We start from the raw sequence: 16,450 nt of genomic DNA on the forward strand, positions 1-16,450 counted from the left end.
GCCACTTGGGCAGCAAGCTCGCTTGAGCGAAGATGATTTGGGCGAATGGGCTGTTTGGGCAGAAAGTGGACGACGTGACGGGTGTGGGACGGCAAACCAGCTTGAGCCGCCGCTTTTGGGCTACGCCGGCCCTGCTGTGCGCTACGCTCGCTCTGTCGGCCTGCGGCGATGCCAGCCGGTTCGAGGCCGCCTCGTCGGTCAAGCCAACGGCATCGGCCAAGCCGCCGAAGCCTGCCGTGGTGCAGACCCCGGCCGCCGAGAAAGAACACGAGCGCATCCTCGCATCCTATGGCGGCGCTTATGACGACCCGCGGCTAGAGTCACTGATCACCAAGACTGTCGATCGGCTGGTTGCTGCCTCTGAGCGACCGGACTTGGCCTACAAGGTCACGATCCTCAATTCGGGCGCCGTCAACGCCTTCGCCCTGCCGACCGGACAACTCTATGTCACGCTCGGCCTGATCGCGCTGGCCAGCGATACATCCGAAATCTCATCGGTGCTGTCACACGAGATGGCGCATGTGCTCGCCAAACACGCGTCCATCCGTGAGGAGCAGGCTCGGCAGGCCTCGATCGTCACCCGCGTCGTCACCGATATGGGCAGCGATCCCGATCTCACTGCGCTCGCGCTCGCCAAATCCAAACTGACGATGGCGAGCTTCTCGCGCGCGCAGGAGTTCGAAGCCGACGGCATCGGCGTGGGCATCTCGGCCCGCGCAAAGTTCGATCCGTATGGCGCGTCGCGCTTTCTCGCGGCGATGGAGCGTAACGCGGCGCTGAAGGCCAGCCGCACGCCGCTCGATCCCCGCGCGCAGGACTTCCTGTCGTCACATCCGGCCACGCCCGAGCGCGTACAGAATGCGCAGGCCAATGCGCGGCAATATTCTTCGCCGGACGGCGGCGAGCGCGATCGCGAGACCTATCTCACGGCCATCGACGGTATCGTCTATGGCGAGGACCCGAGCGAAGGTTTCGTGCGCGGCCGCCGCTTCCTGCATCCCAAGCTCGGCTTCACCTTCCAGGCGCCGGAGGCATTCACCCTCGATAATACGGCGCAGGCTGTGATCGGTGTGCGCGAGGGCGGCAATCAGGCTATGCGCTTCGACGTGGTGCGCGTACCGTCCGAACAGACGCTGAGCGACTATCTCAATTCCGGCTGGATGGAGAATGTCGACAAAGCCACCACGGAAGAACTGACCATCAACGGCTTCCCGGCAGCGTCGGCCATCGCGCGCGGCGACCAGTGGCAATTCCGCGTATACGCGCTGCGCTTCGGCAGCGACGTCTATCGTTTCATCTTCGCCGCCAAGCAGAAGAGTACCGAGAGCGAACGTAACGCCCGCGACACCGTCAACTCGTTCCGCCGCCTGACGCTGGCTGAGATTCAGGCCGCCCGTCCGCTGCGCATCAAGGTGATCACCGTGCAGCCCGGAGACACCGTGGAGTCACTGTCGCATCGCATGAGCGGCATCGATCGTCCGCTGGAGCGCTTCCGCGTGTTGAACGGACTCGAGAACAACGCCAGCGTGAAAGCCCGCGACCGCGTCAAGATCGTGGTGGATTGAGATCCACCCAGTTACTGCTCAATCGACAACAAAAAAGCCCGGCCTCTCGGCCGGGCTTTTCGTATTCAATTTGCGAGACGCTGCTTATGCAGCCTCGTCCGCGGCGGCGACATCATCGTCACCATCGCTGTCGGCATCGTCAGCACCGGCTTCGGCGCCTGCCTCAGCCTTGGCGCCACGGCGCGGGCTCTTGGCGAGTTGGCCTTCGATCTCCTTGACCGCTTCAGTTTCGGTGACGTGCTGGACCACGGCGATTTCGCGCGACAGACGATCGAGGGCTGCTTCATACAGCTGACGTTCGCTGTAGGATTGCTCGGGCTGCGAGTCGGAGCGGAACAGATCGCGCACCACTTCAGCGATGGCAACGATATCGCCCGAATTGATCTTCGCTTCATATTCCTGCGCACGGCGCGACCACATGGTGCGCTTGATGCGGGCGCGGCCCTTCAGCGTCTCCAGCGCGCGCTTGACCAGCGCCGGCTCGGACAGCTTGCGCATGCCGACATTCGCGACCTTCGCGGTCGGAACGCGCAGGGTCATCTTGTCCTTCATGAAATTGATCACGAAGAGTTCGAGCCTGGCGCCTGCAATTTCCTGTTCCTCGATGGCGAGGATCTGGCCAACACCATGCGCCGGATAGACCACGAATTCGTTGGTCTTGAAGCCCTGACGCTGGGTCAGCGGCTTCTTCGGCTCTTCGACACGCGGGGCCGCAGCGGGCGCCGGCTTGGCAGCCACGGGCTTCGCAACAACCTTGGCAACTTCCTTCGGCGCAGCAGCCTTCACAGCGGGCGCAGCGACCGGGGCCTTGGCCACAGGAGCCTTCGCAGCCGTCTTCGGCGCAGCAGGCTTGGCGGCAGGAGTCTTCGAAGCAGCAGCCTTCGGGGCAGGTTTGGCAGTCTTATTTGGCATTGCACTTCTTTTATTTTTGGAGGACTTTTCAGCCGCAGCCTTCGCGGCGGTCCGGGTGTCCTTGACAGGGGCCCGGGCACGGCCTTTGGTGACAGAATTCTTCGCAGCAGGACCCTTCACAACGCGGCTCGCCGCAGTTGTTTTCTTGGAAGCCTTCGGATCCAAAACCTTCGAAGCAGTAGCCTTCTTCGAAACAGCAGCCTTGGAAACACTCTTTTTACGCGTTTTCTGTGACACAGCCTGCGCGTGGAAACCGCCACGCCCCTGTTTGATGTTTAAACGGGAACCCGGCAGGGCCAAATCGAGCGGCACCACATGGTCCAGCTTCTTGAATTGTGCCTATTATAGCACATTTCCCGCAAAAATCAATGATTTATGCCCTGTCGCGGCCGCTCGGCGGCCACTTCCGGGGCATAATCGGGGCTAGGGTAAATTTCGTGTGGCTGGGGTATCGGGGTCACCCAATCAATTGCTTGATCGCTGTGACCGGGGAACTCAGTCGCCCTTGCCAGGCGCCGCCGAGAAATACTTCTCGTACTTGCCTTCCTGACCATCGAATTCCTTGGCTTCGGGCAGTTCGTCGATCTTCTGGGTGATGTTCGGCCACGTCTTGGCGTGTTCCAGATTGATCTGCAGCCACTTCTCGATATTGCCTTCGGTATCAGGCTTGATCGCGTCCGCCGGGCATTCAGGCTCGCAGACACCGCAATCGATGCATTCGTCCGGATGGATGACCAGCATGTTTTCACCCTCGTAGAAGCAGTCCACGGGACACACTTCGACGCAGTCGGTGTATTTACATTTGATGCAATTGTCGGTGACGACGTAAGTCATCCAGAACTCCGGAAACGATCGATATTCAGTGTTTGCGTAGCGCACCAACCCCGCAGCCGCAAGGGATGCGGCCCGCATAGATCAGGGCATTTCGACCAAGGGAAAAGCCTGCCACGAAACCCGCGTTGGACGCGGCATCTAGCCTAGATAGTTACTCTGAGAGGTGTTGCAAATCGGTATAGAGCACGCGCGCCGCAGTGGCGTCGCCGCGCCGTTCCGAGAAGCCCTCGACCTTCATCACCCGCACGGTGCGATCCAGCGCGACCGTGAGCACGTCGCCGATCTTCACACCGTGGCCGGGCGATTTCTCGCGCTCGCCATTGATGCGAATCTTGCCGCCTTCCACCAGCGCAGCGGCACTGGTGCGGGCCTTGACCACCCGCGCGTGCCACAACCATTTATCAAGACGCTGGCGCTCCAATCGACACACCACCAAATGGCGGCGCTGTGCCGCCTTGCATGACCTGCATCAATCCTTGCGGCCGCTGAGCTGTTCCTTGAGCGCGGCGAGTTTCGCGAAGGGGGAGTTCGGATCGATCGGACGGTCCCGTTCGCGCGGTGCGGCCGATGTGGCGAATGGACGGGTCGCCCCGCCGCGATCGTTGCCACGGCCTTCACGGCCCTTGTCGCCGCCCTTGAAGGGGCCTTTGCCCTTGCCCTGGAAGCGTTCGCGCTCACGCGGCGGACGGCCACCATCGCCCGGCTTGCTGTCGCGGTTACCGCGATTGCCACGGTTGTCGCGGTTCGGCGCACCTTCGGCAGAGACCGCGGCGGCCGGCGCATCGCTGCGCGGACGGCGGAACTCGTTGTTATTGTTGCGATCGCGGCGGCCCTGGCCACCCCGATCGTTACCGTTGCGGTCATGCCGCTCGCGCTTCTCGCCATCGGCCACGGCGCCTTCGGCGGGAGCCGATTGCGCAGCGCCCTGCGGGGCATTGGTGTTGCGATGGTGGCGGTTGCGGTTGCGGTCGTGGCGCGGCGGACGACGTTCTTCCGAACGGCCACCCGGGCGCCAGACTTCGACCAGTTCGGGCTCGGCAGCGACGGCAGGAACCGCAGCGGCGTCGCCCTCGGCAGGCGCAGCAGCATCGGCCACGGCAGCAGGTGCGGTCTCGGCAACAGTCTCGGTTTCGACAATGGCCTCCGCGGGCTCGGGCTGCGCTTCGACGGAAGCTGTCCCTTCAACAGGTGCAGCTTCAGGCGCGGTGCTCGGCACCAGCGCGACTTCAGGCAACAGCGACGCCGACGGTGCGGCGACAGCTTCTTCAACCGGAGCTGCATCAGCAGTTGCATCGGCGGCTGCCTCGGCAGTCGCGATCTCAGCCGTCTCGGCCGCTTCAGCGGCAGCCTCGACCGCAATGACATTGTCCTCACCGGGCATGTCAGACTCGGCAAGTCCCACCAGTGCGTCAGGCTGATCGCCCGTGTTGTCGTCAGCCTTGTCGTCAGCCTTGACCTCAATCGGCGTTGTCGCAGCGACCGGCTTCGGCGGCGCCGGCGGCAGCGGCGCCTTCTTCTCCATGCGATAGCCCAGGGCACGCAGGATCGAGGCGAAATCTTCGCCGGCCGAGCCGGTGAGCGAGGTCATCGCCTGCGTCACTACGAAGTGGCGGCCATCGAAGGCGCCCGCAGGCTTCTCACCCGGCGAGGCTTCACGCCAGGCCAGCGCGGGACGGATCAGATCGGCCAGACGTTCGAGAATATCGACGCGCACGGCGCGCTCGCCGCACTGGCGATAGCCCAGCACGCGATAGGCATCGCGATCGAGCAATTTGTCGACCGGGAAGGATGTACGGCCCGACCCTGCGAGATGCTGTGCGCTCGACAGCGCCGACATGTCGACATTGTCCTGCTTCAACGCCCAGAGCAGCGCCGCGAGCGAACGCCCCGCAGGCTTCAGCAGGCCGGGAATATAAATGTGATAGGCGCCGAAGCGGACGCCGTATTTGCGCAAGGTCGCGCGTGACGGCTGATCGAGATCCTTCATCTCGGTCGCGATCTTCTGCCGTTCCAGCACACCCAATGCTTCGGTGAGCTGGAACGCGATTCCGCGCGCGATACCGGTGATGTCTTCGGCCTTGGTGAGATCGAACAGCGGCCCGAGCAGCTTCTCTATATGCGTCTTCAGCCAGAGATCGAGGCGGGCCTGAACCGCATCGCGCGGCGCGCCGGAGAGGCGCTCATCAGCGATGATGCGGAGACGGGGATGCAGCACATCGTCGGCTGCGACCAGACGGGCCACCGCATCGCCGGTCCAGCGCATGGTGCCGTCGGAGGCGAGCACGAACTGATCGTCCGGCGCGTTGCCGAGTTTCTCGGCGCGCGCGTCGATCTCGCCGGCCAGCGCCTTCAGCGCCGTGGCCTGCAAGGCCTTCGCATCCGAGCCAGCCTCGGCCGCATCGGGCAAAAATGTAAATCCGTCGAGACGGCCAATTACATGGCCCTCTACGATCACTTCGCCCGTCTTACCAATTTCAGTATTCAGCATCGTGTTTTCCCGCAAGCGGCGCATCAATACACTGGTACGACGATCAACGAAACGCTCAGTGAGCCTCTCATGAAGGGCATCTGACAGTTTATTTTCCAATTCGCGCGAAATTCCCTGCCAATGATCAGGATCTGACAGCCAATCCGGCCGATTTGCCACGAATGTCCAGGTCCGGATTTGCGCGATTCGGCCCGATAACGTGTCGATATCGCCATCGGTTCGATCCGCTTGCGCGATTTGAGCGCCAAACCAGGCATCGGGGATGCGCCCACGCTGCATCAGGAAGTTGAAGATGGTGACTACCAGCTCTGCGTGGGCAGCGGGCGCGATGCGGCGGTAATCCGGGATCTGGCAGGCGTCCCACAGTTTCTCGACGGCGGCCTTGCCCTGCGCCATCTCGCGCACGTCGACGTCACGGACGGCATGATCGAGCACGCGCAGGTCTTCGGCGATCGGCGCACGGGTCAGCGCCTCGTGGCGCGGCACCTCCGCCAGCGAGACCTGCAGTGACGCGATCGAGGAGAAATCCAGCTTCGAATTGCGCCATTGCAGCACCTTCACCGGCTCGAAGATGTGATTCTGCAGCTGATTGACGAGCTCCGGCTCGAACGGCTCGCAGCGGCCTGTGGTGCCGAAAGTGCCGTTGCGCGTGGCGCGGCCGGCGCGGCCGGCGATCTGCGCGAATTCCGACGGCGTCAGGCGGCGGAATTGATAGCCGTCATATTTGCGGTCACTGGCAAAGGCGACGTGATCGACGTCGAGATTGAGGCCCATTCCGACCGCGTCGGTTGCCACTAAGTAGTCAACGTCACCATTCTGGAACATCGCCACCTGCGCGTTGCGGGTGCGCGGCGACAGCGAGCCCAGCACCACCGCAGCGCCGCCGTGCTGACGCTTGATGAGTTCGGCGATCGCGTAAACCTCATCGGCGGAAAATGCGACAATCGCTGTCCTGCGCGGCTGCCGCGTGATCTTGCGATCGCCGGCGAATTCCAGATGCGACAAACGCGGCCGCGTGACGATGCTGGCGCCGGGAAGCAGCCGCTCGATGATCGGGCGCATGGTGGCGGCGCCGAGCAGCAGCGTCTCGTCGCGGCCACGGCGATGCAGGATGCGATCCGTAAAGACGTGGCCGCGTTCGAGATCTGCCGCGATCTGGATTTCATCGACGGCCAGAAACGACACGTCGAGATCCCGCGGCATCGCCTCGACGGTGGAGACCCAGTAGCGCGGCTTGGCGGGCTTGATCTTCTCCTCGCCGGTGATCAACGCCACGGCTTCGGGGCCGACGCGGTCGAGGATCTTGTTATAGACCTCGCGCGCCAGCAGGCGCAGCGGGAGGCCGATGATCCCCGACGAATGCGCGAGCATGCGCTCGATGGCGAGGTGGGTCTTGCCGGTATTGGTGGGGCCGAGCACTGCTGTGACGCCGGCGCCGGGGGCCCTGCCGTTGGACAGCGTGGGCGGAGAAGACAAAAAGGCCATGTTTTTCAGATATTTCCGCGTCGCCGACTGTCAAGACCGAGACAGGTTACGACGCTTCAGAGCCGCGCTTTTTGATGGTTTGGAACGAGTCCGGAACGAAAGCGGCCCGAATCGGTGACTCGGCACCTCCATGGCCGCATCACCCCAACATCTCGCGCTGACATTCTCCGAGACTGACTAGATCAAGTTTGTGACAGCGCAACAAGGGCCGACAAATCCCCGAAGTTATGAACAGCGCACGGACTCCGAACCGGCTTTGAGTCAAGCCGGGATCCTGCGCAAATCCTGCGGCGCGTTTGCGACGATGCTGCGATGGCGCACTTTGTCTTGCGGCAATCCTGCGGCAGCGTCCCGTCTCGGTCCCTCATGGTGAGGAGCGCGGCTTCGCGCGTCTCGAACCATGGGCTGGCGGGGCCGGAGCTTGCATCGATCCCGGGCGAATGGCTTTGCCATTCGCAGGAGACGCCCCGAAGACGGGGCTCCTCAGGATGAGGCCGGAGTGGGTTGCCTCCTTTGAACGTGTCCTCGCGCTCTGCTCGTTCGTCGACTCAGTTCGTCTTGGCCACGGCCTTGGCCGGCGCGGGGGTGGTGACGAATTCGGTGGCTTCCAGCATCGCGACGCCAAGCGGGGTCGGCACCACCATGCGATACGGCACCAGCACGCGGGTTCCGGCGATCGGCACCAGGGTCACTTCGATATTGCGCTGGGCGGCAAGATATTTGATGGCGGCGCGGTCGGGCACATAGCCGGCGATCGGCGTGAAATAGACGGCGCAGACGATGGCAGGCCCGCGATAGCCCTTCTCGGCCTTCACGCTTTCCATGCGCTTATAGTCGAGCTTGAGATCGTAGCGCATGCGGCCATCGAAGATCGACGCGGCGGTGCGGCACGAATCCGGCGTCATCAACTCGCCGGTGCCGCCGACGCGCATCAGCGAGCCGGTCATCGGATCGATCACGTTACGGCGATGGGCATCGGTGATCGGAATCTTCTCGGGATCGAGCGGCGGCTCCGGCTCGATGGAGAACTCCTTCACATAGCCCGGCGTGATCAGCATCTTGATCGTCTCGGACTTCTTCGCGGAGGTGGTGACGGCCTGATAATTCGATGGCACCAGCGCGCCCGCGACCACGCGGCCGGTGGACTGGCCGGAGCCCGAGCCGCCGGCAAATGCCTTCAGCAAACCTGCGGTGCCGCCACTGGCCGTCGCGGAATACTGGTCTTCATTGATGTCGATGGCCCACTGGCCCTTGCCTACCGCGATGCCGGCGAGGCTGGCTTCATATTTGGCCTCGAGCTTGCCGCCGGCCAACACCGCCTGGGCGGGGGCCTGAACCGGCACGGCGGCCGGGGCCTGGCCTTGAGTTTGGCTTTGGATCTGGCCTTGCGCCTGCGCCGTGGCCTCCACCGGCAAAACCGGCAGCATCAGGCCCGCGGCGACGGCGAAACGCGCGCCAAAACCCGCAAATCGCACTCTTGCAGGCGCGGCGGTCCGCGGGGTCGTCACCGGTCGGGTCACAAAGCGGGGCGTGCGAGGGCTCACTTGCTGATATCACCTGGTCGGCGATCCCCGGCCAAAGGCGCAGGGCCGCATCGCTGAATTCGGCTGGAGCGACCTGTTTCCGGCCCGAATACGTCGTTTATATGATGGGAACCGCGTTGAATTCCGTGTGGTTTCCGCCTGCGGGACCGGCTATACAGCGCCCGAATGTGCAGGCTTTTGCCGGTTTTGCCGCGACTTTAGCGGGCCGGATATCTTGACGACCGTGGCCAAGCCCCCTATACGTCCGCCACTCCTGAAATGGACGTGATTTTTGACCCCCTGCCCGGCTTTGGGCTCTTCGCCTTTTAGCTGCGGGGATGACAGAGGATTTTCGCCATGTCTCGGCGCTGTGAACTGACACTGAAGGGCCCCCAGGTGGGCCACAAGGTGAGCCACTCGAACATCAAGACCAAGCGCCGGTTTCTGCCGAACCTGGTCAATGTGACCTTCCTGTCCGACGTGCTCGGCCGCGGCGTGCGCCTGCGCGTCTCGACCAATGCCGTGAAGTCGGTCGATCACCGCGGCGGCTTCGACGCCTACCTGATCAAGGCGAAGGAGAGCGAACTCTCCCAGAAGGCCGTGCTGCTCAAGCGCGCCATCGAAAAGAAGAAGGCCGAAACCGCAGCAGTCGCGGCCTGAGCCTGACCTGCCGCTCGCATTGAGCGGACTGAAATTTGAAAACGGCCGGATCGCAAGATCCGGCCGTTTTTGCGTTTGAGAGCTGCAACGAAAGTCTTACGTACATCGCCCCGCGGGCAAAACTTGCAGGCTCTACCAAAACGGATAAGTTGAACCCCCAACCGTTAAGGTAGAGAGAGGCAAATTAGTACACGTGGCAAATAACGTCAGTTTCGAAGCTGCCTTCGTCTGAACTACTCCGCTGGAGTTGTTCTTCGATGAAGTCATCAAACACGTCAGCTCGAATTGCGTTTGCCATCACGGGAGAGTCCGACTTGGGCTCGGAGAATTCTTCCGTGGAACTTCTTGCCGATCGCTTTCGTGACATTGGGACAACGCTTTCAAATCAGATTTTCAATTGTCCTAACATCTCCTTTACGAGATGTGAATCGCCCCGAGTAAATCCATGCTTCCGCGAGTTGATTTCCCCGAGCTTTTTTTTGGCCTTGTAGCTCCCATTGGCGTCGATCTTGCAGACACCGTTAGCCCTCTCAAGTCTCTGCTTGAGGGCTTCGGCTATGAAGTTGAGATCATAAAGGTCACGGACCTATCGACTTCTTGATGTTAATGGCCCTCTTCACGAACGCGTTGTAGTTGTTGTCTTCGTCATCATCGTCGAGATGACCCAGCGCGAATATTCGGGATATGTTGGCCAACAATGGGCTGTTGCTCGCACGTTCAGAGTACAGCACCTTTAGCTGTTCCATGTGCTGTTTCAGCGTAATTTCCTCCGAGGTTGAATACCTCGTATCAATTCGACGATTGATAATCTTCTGCAGCTCGTCGTGAGTGGCTTCAGAGGTCTGGCCGGAACACCGCCGGCGTGCATGTCACGCACCGTTTCCAGCAGCTCCAGGCTCAGGCGGGTGTTGCTCTTTGTCACGCGTGTTGTCCCGGCCTTTTTGCCGGCCGTCATCGCCCGCTTTCTCGCGCCCTTTGTTAGTTGGTTTTTTAGCTGTCGAGGTCCATCCCGAACCTCTCGTCTGATAGAGATATCACGGGATTGGTAACATTGAGCAGATGGATCGCCCGTCTGTCATGAGCCACCTCACCCGCCGCGAAGACGCGGCGATATCGGTACGAGGTGCCGGTCAACGAAGTGAGCGAGCGGTTTCGGTCCTGGTTGGTGCCGTCGCGGTCGTCATTTCCGTCCGCGGTGCCAGAACTCTCAGCTGATGCAGAGACGCCGTGGAGGTTGGCGCCGCCGACTGTTCCTGGACGTTCGCAGCTCCCAGCACTCGAACCTGCACCGCCGATATCGGCAAACCCGCCGATCCATAGGTCGGCAACTCCGCAGCGAAGCCGGCGCAGCCACCCGCAATCGAGATCACGGCCGTAACGGCGATCGATAAGGTCATCTTCACTATTAATCTCCTCGTAGGATTGAACGAGGCAGCCTAGACTTCTTTTGCTGCACTGCACAGTTCATTACCGCATTGCAACATTGCAGTTTCCGCACATCGCGCCAGCCAGCCCCGGCCTCCCGAGCTTGCCCCGGCGTGACCTTAGGTGCTTTACGAATATTCCGATCACAGGGTTCCTCATGTCGTGGATCGCGCCGTTACCGAACGCCTTCGGCAGTTCGACGACATGGCATTTTGGGATCGGTTTCTGGCGCAGTTTCTCATAGCGGTTTGTGCTTTCGAGCGAATGTCATGTGTGCGACCCCGCCGGGAGAGGATGTCGTCTCGATCTCGTAGTCCTTCTCAAGACCCTCCACGCCATCCCACAGGCGCACGCCGCGGCCGAGCAGGATCGGAACCACCACGATGTGCATGTGATCGACGAGCCCGGCGGCAAGGAAGTCGCGGATCGTGGTGGGACCTCCGCCGATGCGCACGTCCTTGCCGCCCGCAGCCTCGCGGGCCGTCTCAAGGGCCTCGGCAGGCGAGGCGTCGATGAAGTGGAACACCGTGCCGCCCTCCATGTCGATCGATGCGCGCGGATGATGGGTGAGGACGAAGACCGGCGTATGGAACGGCGGGTTGGGACCCCACCAGCCTTTCCAGTCCGGATCCTCATGCCATGTGGGAGGACCGAACTTCCTGGCGCCCATGATCTCGGCGCCGATCCCGGGCGCGAACAGCCGCAGGAACGCGTCGTCGATGCCCGCCGTGCCGCCGGGCTGGCCGAGCATCTGGCGACCCCATCGGGTCGCGAACATCCATTGGTGCAGCCGCTCGCCGGCGTGACCGAATGGCGCGTCAAGGCTCTGGCCTTCGCCGGTGGCGAAACCGTCGAGCGAGACGGAGACATGTTGGACACGGGCGAGTGACATGGCTGGCCTTCCTTCCTGCTGTTGGTCGCGTTTCCTTAAACCGTTCCGGAAGCGACGGCGCTACTGGTTGATCTCGGGCTCGACGAGTTTCGTGAGCTTGCGCAGGGATTCCTGCCAGCCGAGATAGCAGGCCTCGGCGGGGATCACGTCGGGCACGCCCTGCTGCTCGATGTTCACCTCCGTGCCGACAGACACGGCCTTCAACGTCACCGTGACCTTCATCTCGCCCGGCAGGTTGGGATCATCGAAGCGGTCGGTGTAGACGAGACGCTCACCGGGAACGAGCTCCAGATAGGTCCCGCCAAAGGAGTGACTGCCGCCCGTGGTGAAGTTCCGGAATGACATCCTGTGATGGCCACCGACCTTCGCATCCAGCTCATGGACGGTGCATGTGAATCCGTAGGGTGGGAGCCAGCTCGCAATCGCGTCAGGCTCGAGGAACGCGCGGTAAAGCTTCTCGGGCTTGGTGGCAATAACGCGATGCAGACGGATCGTGCTGGGCATGGGCTTCTTCCTGTGGCTCGGTTACTTCGGTTGTCGTCCGGCGGGCAGCTTCCGCCGCCCGATACATCCATGACGAACGGGCCCGCCAGGCCCCGACATCTCAGCGGAATAAAAATCCTGACAGTCTCTATATCGCGCTGAAGGATGCGCCCGGCGCCGCGAGCCGGGAAATCGTCGCAGGGCTGGTGGTCGATCTCGACGCCAACGGCGATGTGGTGGGCTTCGATATCGATCAGGCATCCGGCAAGCGCGACCTCACGCGAATCGAGACGTTCGCGCTGCCAGCGGTGAGCGCAGCAGAGTAAGCGCAGGGCCCCTCACCCGCGGACGTTGCGGTTTTTCACCAACGCTTTGCCAGCTTTCTTTGTCATCACTGACCTCGACCAAAAATCTCATTCGTGAGAGTGCTGATGTGCTGCTGCCAGTATAGCGCATCACCGCTTTTCCCGCACCAAATCGCCTCATTTCCTCCGGGAACGCAGTGCAGCGTGCACCGTTCTTAACCCGGTTGCGCCGCATGCGGCGCGTGGGACAGATGAGGAGATTTCGATGCAACAGATTTTGAAGAAGGCCGTATTTTCGAAGGCCTTGCTTCCGCTGGCACTGGCGGGCGCGATTGGCGTCGCGGCGCCGGCCTTCGCCGCTGACGTCTATATGCGGCAGCCCGCCCCGCGAGCCGCCGTGGTGGTGCCATCCGGCCCGCTGACGCTGCAGGATGCGCTGGCGATCGCTTCGGGAATCGGCGTGGTGACGGTGCAGAACACCCATTTCGACGACAACGAATGGGAGATCGAGGGCCGCGATCAATACGGCAAATGGATCCAGGTCGACATCGATGCGCGCACCGGCGAAGTGCGCCATGTGGATCGGTCGATTATCTGATCGGGTGGGAAGTGAGCAAGCGGCGCGCGATGAGCGCGCCGTTTGTTTTTTGTGTGTAGTGCGAGGTTGCGATTGAAGCGCGGCTGCGCGTGTTCATCGTCCCCTCCCCCCTTGTGGGGGAGGGTGGCGCGTAGCGCCGGGAGAGGGGTTGCCCAAGCTACCGAGTCCGTGGCTACCCCTCTCCCTGACCCTCCCCCGCAAGGGGGGAGGGGACACTACTGTCCGCGCGTCGCTTCGCAGAGATTAAGTCAATTTCAATCCCGTCGCGGCTTCCAGTTCGGCCAGCGCCTGCGCGGCGGATGTCACCTTGATCGTGGTCATGCCGAGGTCGCGCGCGGGCTTGAGGTTGACGCCGAGGTCGTCGAGATAGACGCAGGCTTTCGGATCGACGGCCAGTTTGTCGGTCATCATCGTGTAGATGCGCGGATCGGGTTTGCGCAGGCCGATCTTGGCGGATTCGATGACGTGATCGAACAGCACCATCACCTCGGCCACGTACAGCGCGCGGCCGTCGGTGGAGCCCATGGCGTTGGCCGGCAGGTTGTTGGTGATGCAGCCGGTCTTGAACGCCGCCTTGATGCGGCGCAGCGCCTCGACCATCTCCGGGCGGATCTCGCCCTTCAGCAGCTTGACCACATCGCGGCCCGGCACTTCGGCGCCGAGCGCCTTGGACTCGGCGGCGAACAGCGCATCGAAGGTGGCGAGATCGATTTCGGCGCGCTCGAATTTCGCCCAGGCATTCTCGAAATGGTTGTCCGCATTGGTGCGGCGGATGATGTCCTTCGGCAGGCCATGGCTCTGCTCGTAATGCGCAAAGGCCTCGAAGGGCGAGGAGGTGATCACCCCGCCGAAATCAAAGATCACCGCAGAGATCATTCCCGCCCCTTATTGTTGCGCGCACCGGCCGTGCGCTCCCTCGCCCCGCTTGCGGGGAGAGGGCTGGGGTGAGGGGGTACTTGATCTCCGCGCGTGGGGAAAGTCCCCCTCACCCGGCGCTTCGCGCCGACCTCTCCCCGCCCGCGCGAAGCGAAGCTTCGCTAGGCGGGGCGAGGTAAAGAAAGCCACTACCCCGCGACGCGGGCCTCGCCTCCGAGCACCGGACCGCGCGCACTGCCGACATCGCGGATCGGCGGCTGGCCGTAGAGGCGGGCGTATTCGCGCGAGAATTGCGACGGGCTCTGATAGCCGACCGCATAGCCGGCGCTGCCGACATCGAGCCGCTCCACCAGCATCAGGCGGCGCGCCTCGTGCAAACGAAGCTGCTTCTGATACTGCATCGGCGTCATCGCGGTGACAGTCTTGAAATTGTGATGCAGCGACGATTCGCTCATGCCGACGCGGTCGGCGAGATCCTCGATGCGGAGCGGGCTGGCATAATTACTGCGCAGCCAGGAGATCGCCTTGGCGACCTTGTTGCTCGGGCTCTCGGCCAGCGCGATCTGCCGCAGCCGTGCGCCATAGGGGCCGACGAGCAGGCGATACAGCACCTCCTGCTCCAAAAGCGGCGCCATCACCGGAATGTCCTGCGGCCGGTCGAGCAGGCGGAGCAGCCGCAGCGTGGCGTCGAGCAAATCGGCGGAGGCCTTGGCGACGACGACGCCGCGCTCGGGAAGCTGCGGATGCGCGGGCGCATCGGCATGACCGTTGCCGAACCGGCCGAGCACCTCCTTCAACAGTTGCGGATCGATCGCAAAGCCCATGCCGAGATGCGGCTGCGCTTCCGAGGCCTCGACGATGCAGGACGACATCGGCAAATCGAGCGACACCAGCACATAATCGCCGGCGGCATAGGTATAGGTCTCGGTGCCCAGTTGCAGCCGCTTGGCGCCCTGCGCCACGAGGCCGAAACACGGCCACTGCGCGGTATGCACGAGCTGCGTCGGCTCGGTCTGCCGCTTCAGATAGAGGCTGGCGAGGCCGGTCGGATGGTCGCTGCCATTGGCGGCGTAACGGGCAATGATGTCGGCAATCTCACGAATCGTCTCGGTCACACGCAACCCCCTCAAGCGGCAGGCCTTTTATGCCGAGGTGTATCTAGGTGCAGTGCCGTGGCGGGGAAATGGCTGCGGGATCACTTTTGCAGGATTGTGCAAAACAGATGCAGGATCGCGCTAACGCCGACGCGCCTGCGTTTGCGATAACAGCACCAGCCACAGAGCAGATCGGCGAGCCGCCCGCGGGCCTCGGATCTGCCAGGCCATACGGGTATCGGGTCGAACTCCCCGCCTTGCGCGTCCAGACTGTTGTCGGGGCGCGATCACGCCCGGATCGATTCCGCCTCAAAATCTACGCATACGACTGACGATCAAGACAGACATCATCCCAATTCAAGGACATGCCATGACCAGACTGGCAGGAAAAGTTGCGCTTGTGACCGGCGCCGCGGACGGCATCGGCGCGGGCATTGCGCGGCGCTTCGGCGCGGAAGGCGCGGCGGTGATCGTGCATCACGCGGACGATCCCCGCGGCGCGGCGCGCGTCGTCGCCGAAATCGTGTGGCGCGGCGGCCGCGCCATCGCCGTGCAGGGCGACATCGCCCGCTGGCCGGACGTGCGGCGGCTCTATGAGGAAATCGCAGCGACCTTCGGCCGGCTCGATATTCTCGTCAACAACGGCGCCCTCGCGCGCAGCGAGGTGGCGGACGTGGTGTCCGAGGACGAGTTGCACCGGCAGCGCGAGCTGAAGGTGTTCGGCGCCATGCTGCTGTGCCAGGAGGCGGTGCGGATGTTCGGCGTCGCCGGCGGCAGCATCGTCAATCTCACCGCGCTCGATGGGATTCCGACAGCGCCCGCATCGATGCCGGACCCCGGCGCCGACGCCGCCATAGATGCCATGACTCGCGGGTTGTCGCGCGCCTATGGCACGCGCAATGTCCGCGTCAGCACCATCGCGCCCGGCATGCTCGGCCCGGAGGAACCCGCCGCCATCGACGTGCTCGACGGCAGCGTGCGCAACCGGCAGTTCATTGCCCTGCCCGCTGCGCGCAATCACTTAACCGAAGGCATCGCCGACATCGCCGTGGCGCTGACCTGCGACGACAACGCTGATCATTCCGGCCGCGACATCATGGTGGCCGGCGCCATGCGGTAACGCCGGGAAACCGGCTTTCCAGGTTCCTACTGACGTTGTGGGCGTGCCTGCGCGGCACGCCCACATTTCTTTTTGCGCATTCGCCGACCAAAGCCTGCGAATTTTATTCACATCCTATTAACCGCCCGTCACAAAACGGCGAAACGAAACTGTTGATCACCGCGTAGCTGTCAAAGAATTACCGGTTCTG

General features: G+C 62.8%; 15 protein-coding genes. 5 read left to right on the top strand and 10 right to left on the bottom strand.

What is annotated here, in order from left to right; all coding sequences use genetic code 11:
* Positions 1–32: 32 nt before the first annotated feature.
* Entirely contained in the window at positions 33–1,565 is a 1,533-nt protein-coding gene (locus tag A4A58_RS02475; RefSeq protein WP_081421667.1) for a M48 family metalloprotease, read from the top strand.
* A gap of 84 nt (positions 1,566–1,649) precedes the next feature.
* Here the strand turns inward: A4A58_RS02475 and A4A58_RS29480 are convergent, their stop codons facing one another.
* The 5 genes from A4A58_RS29480 to A4A58_RS02500 all read right to left on the bottom strand — a co-directional run bounded on the left by A4A58_RS29480 (position 1,650) and on the right by A4A58_RS02500 (position 8,792).
* Positions 1,650–2,714, bottom strand: coding sequence for a CarD family transcriptional regulator (locus A4A58_RS29480; RefSeq protein ID WP_433993609.1), 1,065 nt, complete (start codon positions 2,712–2,714; stop codon positions 1,650–1,652).
* A 258-nt stretch (positions 2,715–2,972) separates the two neighbouring features.
* Positions 2,973–3,311, bottom strand: a complete 339-nt coding sequence (gene fdxA / locus A4A58_RS02485; RefSeq protein WP_068730400.1) for a ferredoxin FdxA — start codon at positions 3,309–3,311, stop codon at positions 2,973–2,975.
* 151 nt (positions 3,312–3,462) lie between these two features.
* A complete protein-coding gene (locus tag A4A58_RS02490) occupies positions 3,463–3,732 on the bottom strand; it encodes an RNA-binding S4 domain-containing protein (RefSeq protein WP_068729470.1) in 270 nt (89 codons plus the stop codon).
* Between the two features lie 48 nt (positions 3,733–3,780).
* Positions 3,781–7,284 (bottom strand): helicase-related protein, encoded by a 3,504-nt coding sequence (locus tag A4A58_RS02495; RefSeq protein ID WP_068729472.1) that lies wholly within the window; start codon positions 7,282–7,284, stop codon positions 3,781–3,783.
* 548 nt (positions 7,285–7,832) lie between these two features.
* A complete protein-coding gene (locus A4A58_RS02500) occupies positions 7,833–8,792 on the bottom strand; it encodes a DUF3108 domain-containing protein (RefSeq protein ID WP_244499634.1) in 960 nt (319 codons plus the stop codon).
* A 372-nt stretch (positions 8,793–9,164) separates the two neighbouring features.
* Between A4A58_RS02500 and rpmB the strand changes: the two genes are divergently transcribed.
* A complete protein-coding gene (gene rpmB / locus A4A58_RS02505) occupies positions 9,165–9,467 on the top strand; it encodes a 50S ribosomal protein L28 (protein WP_068729474.1) in 303 nt (100 codons plus the stop codon).
* Between the two features lie 1,130 nt (positions 9,468–10,597).
* Here rpmB and A4A58_RS02510 read toward each other — a convergent pair.
* From A4A58_RS02510 to A4A58_RS02520, 3 genes are all read right to left on the bottom strand, one after another.
* Positions 10,598–10,864, bottom strand: a complete 267-nt coding sequence (locus A4A58_RS02510; RefSeq protein ID WP_349509570.1) for a hypothetical protein — start codon at positions 10,862–10,864, stop codon at positions 10,598–10,600.
* A gap of 266 nt (positions 10,865–11,130) precedes the next feature.
* Positions 11,131–11,784 (bottom strand): dihydrofolate reductase family protein, encoded by a 654-nt coding sequence (locus tag A4A58_RS02515; RefSeq protein ID WP_068729479.1) that lies wholly within the window; start codon positions 11,782–11,784, stop codon positions 11,131–11,133.
* 60 nt (positions 11,785–11,844) lie between these two features.
* The gene (locus A4A58_RS02520; RefSeq protein WP_068729481.1) at positions 11,845–12,288 is read right to left on the bottom strand and encodes an SRPBCC family protein; all 444 of its coding nucleotides are present in this window, start codon (positions 12,286–12,288) and stop codon (positions 11,845–11,847) included.
* Positions 12,289–12,419: 131 nt separating this feature from the next.
* Between A4A58_RS02520 and A4A58_RS31625 the strand changes: the two genes are divergently transcribed.
* Both A4A58_RS31625 and A4A58_RS02530 read left to right on the top strand, forming a co-directional pair.
* On the top strand, positions 12,420–12,593 hold the full coding sequence (locus tag A4A58_RS31625; protein ID WP_283804889.1) for a DUF2283 domain-containing protein: 174 nt from the start codon (positions 12,420–12,422) through the stop codon (positions 12,591–12,593).
* Positions 12,594–12,837: 244 nt separating this feature from the next.
* A complete protein-coding gene (locus A4A58_RS02530) occupies positions 12,838–13,170 on the top strand; it encodes a PepSY domain-containing protein (protein WP_068729486.1) in 333 nt (110 codons plus the stop codon).
* 243 nt (positions 13,171–13,413) lie between these two features.
* On the opposite strand, the gene A4A58_RS02535 is transcribed toward A4A58_RS02530, so the two are convergent.
* Together A4A58_RS02535 and A4A58_RS02540 are read right to left on the bottom strand one after the other, a co-directional pair.
* Positions 13,414–14,046 (bottom strand): HAD-IA family hydrolase, encoded by a 633-nt coding sequence (locus tag A4A58_RS02535; protein ID WP_068729488.1) that lies wholly within the window; start codon positions 14,044–14,046, stop codon positions 13,414–13,416.
* Between the two features lie 188 nt (positions 14,047–14,234).
* Entirely contained in the window at positions 14,235–15,161 is a 927-nt protein-coding gene (locus A4A58_RS02540; RefSeq protein WP_231078897.1) for an AraC family transcriptional regulator, read from the bottom strand.
* A 349-nt stretch (positions 15,162–15,510) separates the two neighbouring features.
* On the opposite strand from A4A58_RS02540, the gene A4A58_RS02550 reads away from it, so the two are divergent.
* Positions 15,511–16,260 carry an SDR family NAD(P)-dependent oxidoreductase gene (locus A4A58_RS02550; RefSeq protein ID WP_068729494.1) on the top strand — a complete coding sequence of 250 codons (750 nt, stop codon included), beginning with the start codon at positions 15,511–15,513 and terminating at the stop codon, positions 16,258–16,260.
* Positions 16,261–16,450 lie beyond the last annotated feature (190 nt).

Source organism: Tardiphaga robiniae, assembly GCF_001618955.1.
Lineage (GTDB): Bacteria > Pseudomonadota > Alphaproteobacteria > Rhizobiales > Xanthobacteraceae > Tardiphaga > Tardiphaga robiniae_A.

Bases quoted from the DNA above. Each gene is read 5' to 3' on its own strand.
- A4A58_RS02475 (WP_081421667.1), top strand. From the start codon at position 33: ATGATTTGGGCGAATGGGCTGTTTGGGCAGAAAGTGGACGACGTGACG.
- fdxA (WP_068730400.1), bottom strand. From the start codon at position 3,311: ATGACTTACGTCGTCACCGACAATTGCATCAAATGTAAATACACCGAC.
- A4A58_RS02495 (WP_068729472.1), bottom strand. From the start codon at position 7,284: ATGGCCTTTTTGTCTTCTCCGCCCACGCTGTCCAACGGCAGGGCCCCC.
- rpmB (WP_068729474.1), top strand. From the start codon at position 9,165: ATGTCTCGGCGCTGTGAACTGACACTGAAGGGCCCCCAGGTGGGCCAC.
- A4A58_RS02510 (WP_349509570.1), bottom strand. From the start codon at position 10,864: ATGACCTTATCGATCGCCGTTACGGCCGTGATCTCGATTGCGGGTGGC.
- A4A58_RS02515 (WP_068729479.1), bottom strand. From the start codon at position 11,784: ATGTCACTCGCCCGTGTCCAACATGTCTCCGTCTCGCTCGACGGTTTC.
- A4A58_RS02520 (WP_068729481.1), bottom strand. From the start codon at position 12,288: ATGCCCAGCACGATCCGTCTGCATCGCGTTATTGCCACCAAGCCCGAG.
- A4A58_RS02530 (WP_068729486.1), top strand. From the start codon at position 12,838: ATGCAACAGATTTTGAAGAAGGCCGTATTTTCGAAGGCCTTGCTTCCG.
- A4A58_RS02535 (WP_068729488.1), bottom strand. From the start codon at position 14,046: ATGATCTCTGCGGTGATCTTTGATTTCGGCGGGGTGATCACCTCCTCG.
- A4A58_RS02550 (WP_068729494.1), top strand. From the start codon at position 15,511: ATGACCAGACTGGCAGGAAAAGTTGCGCTTGTGACCGGCGCCGCGGAC.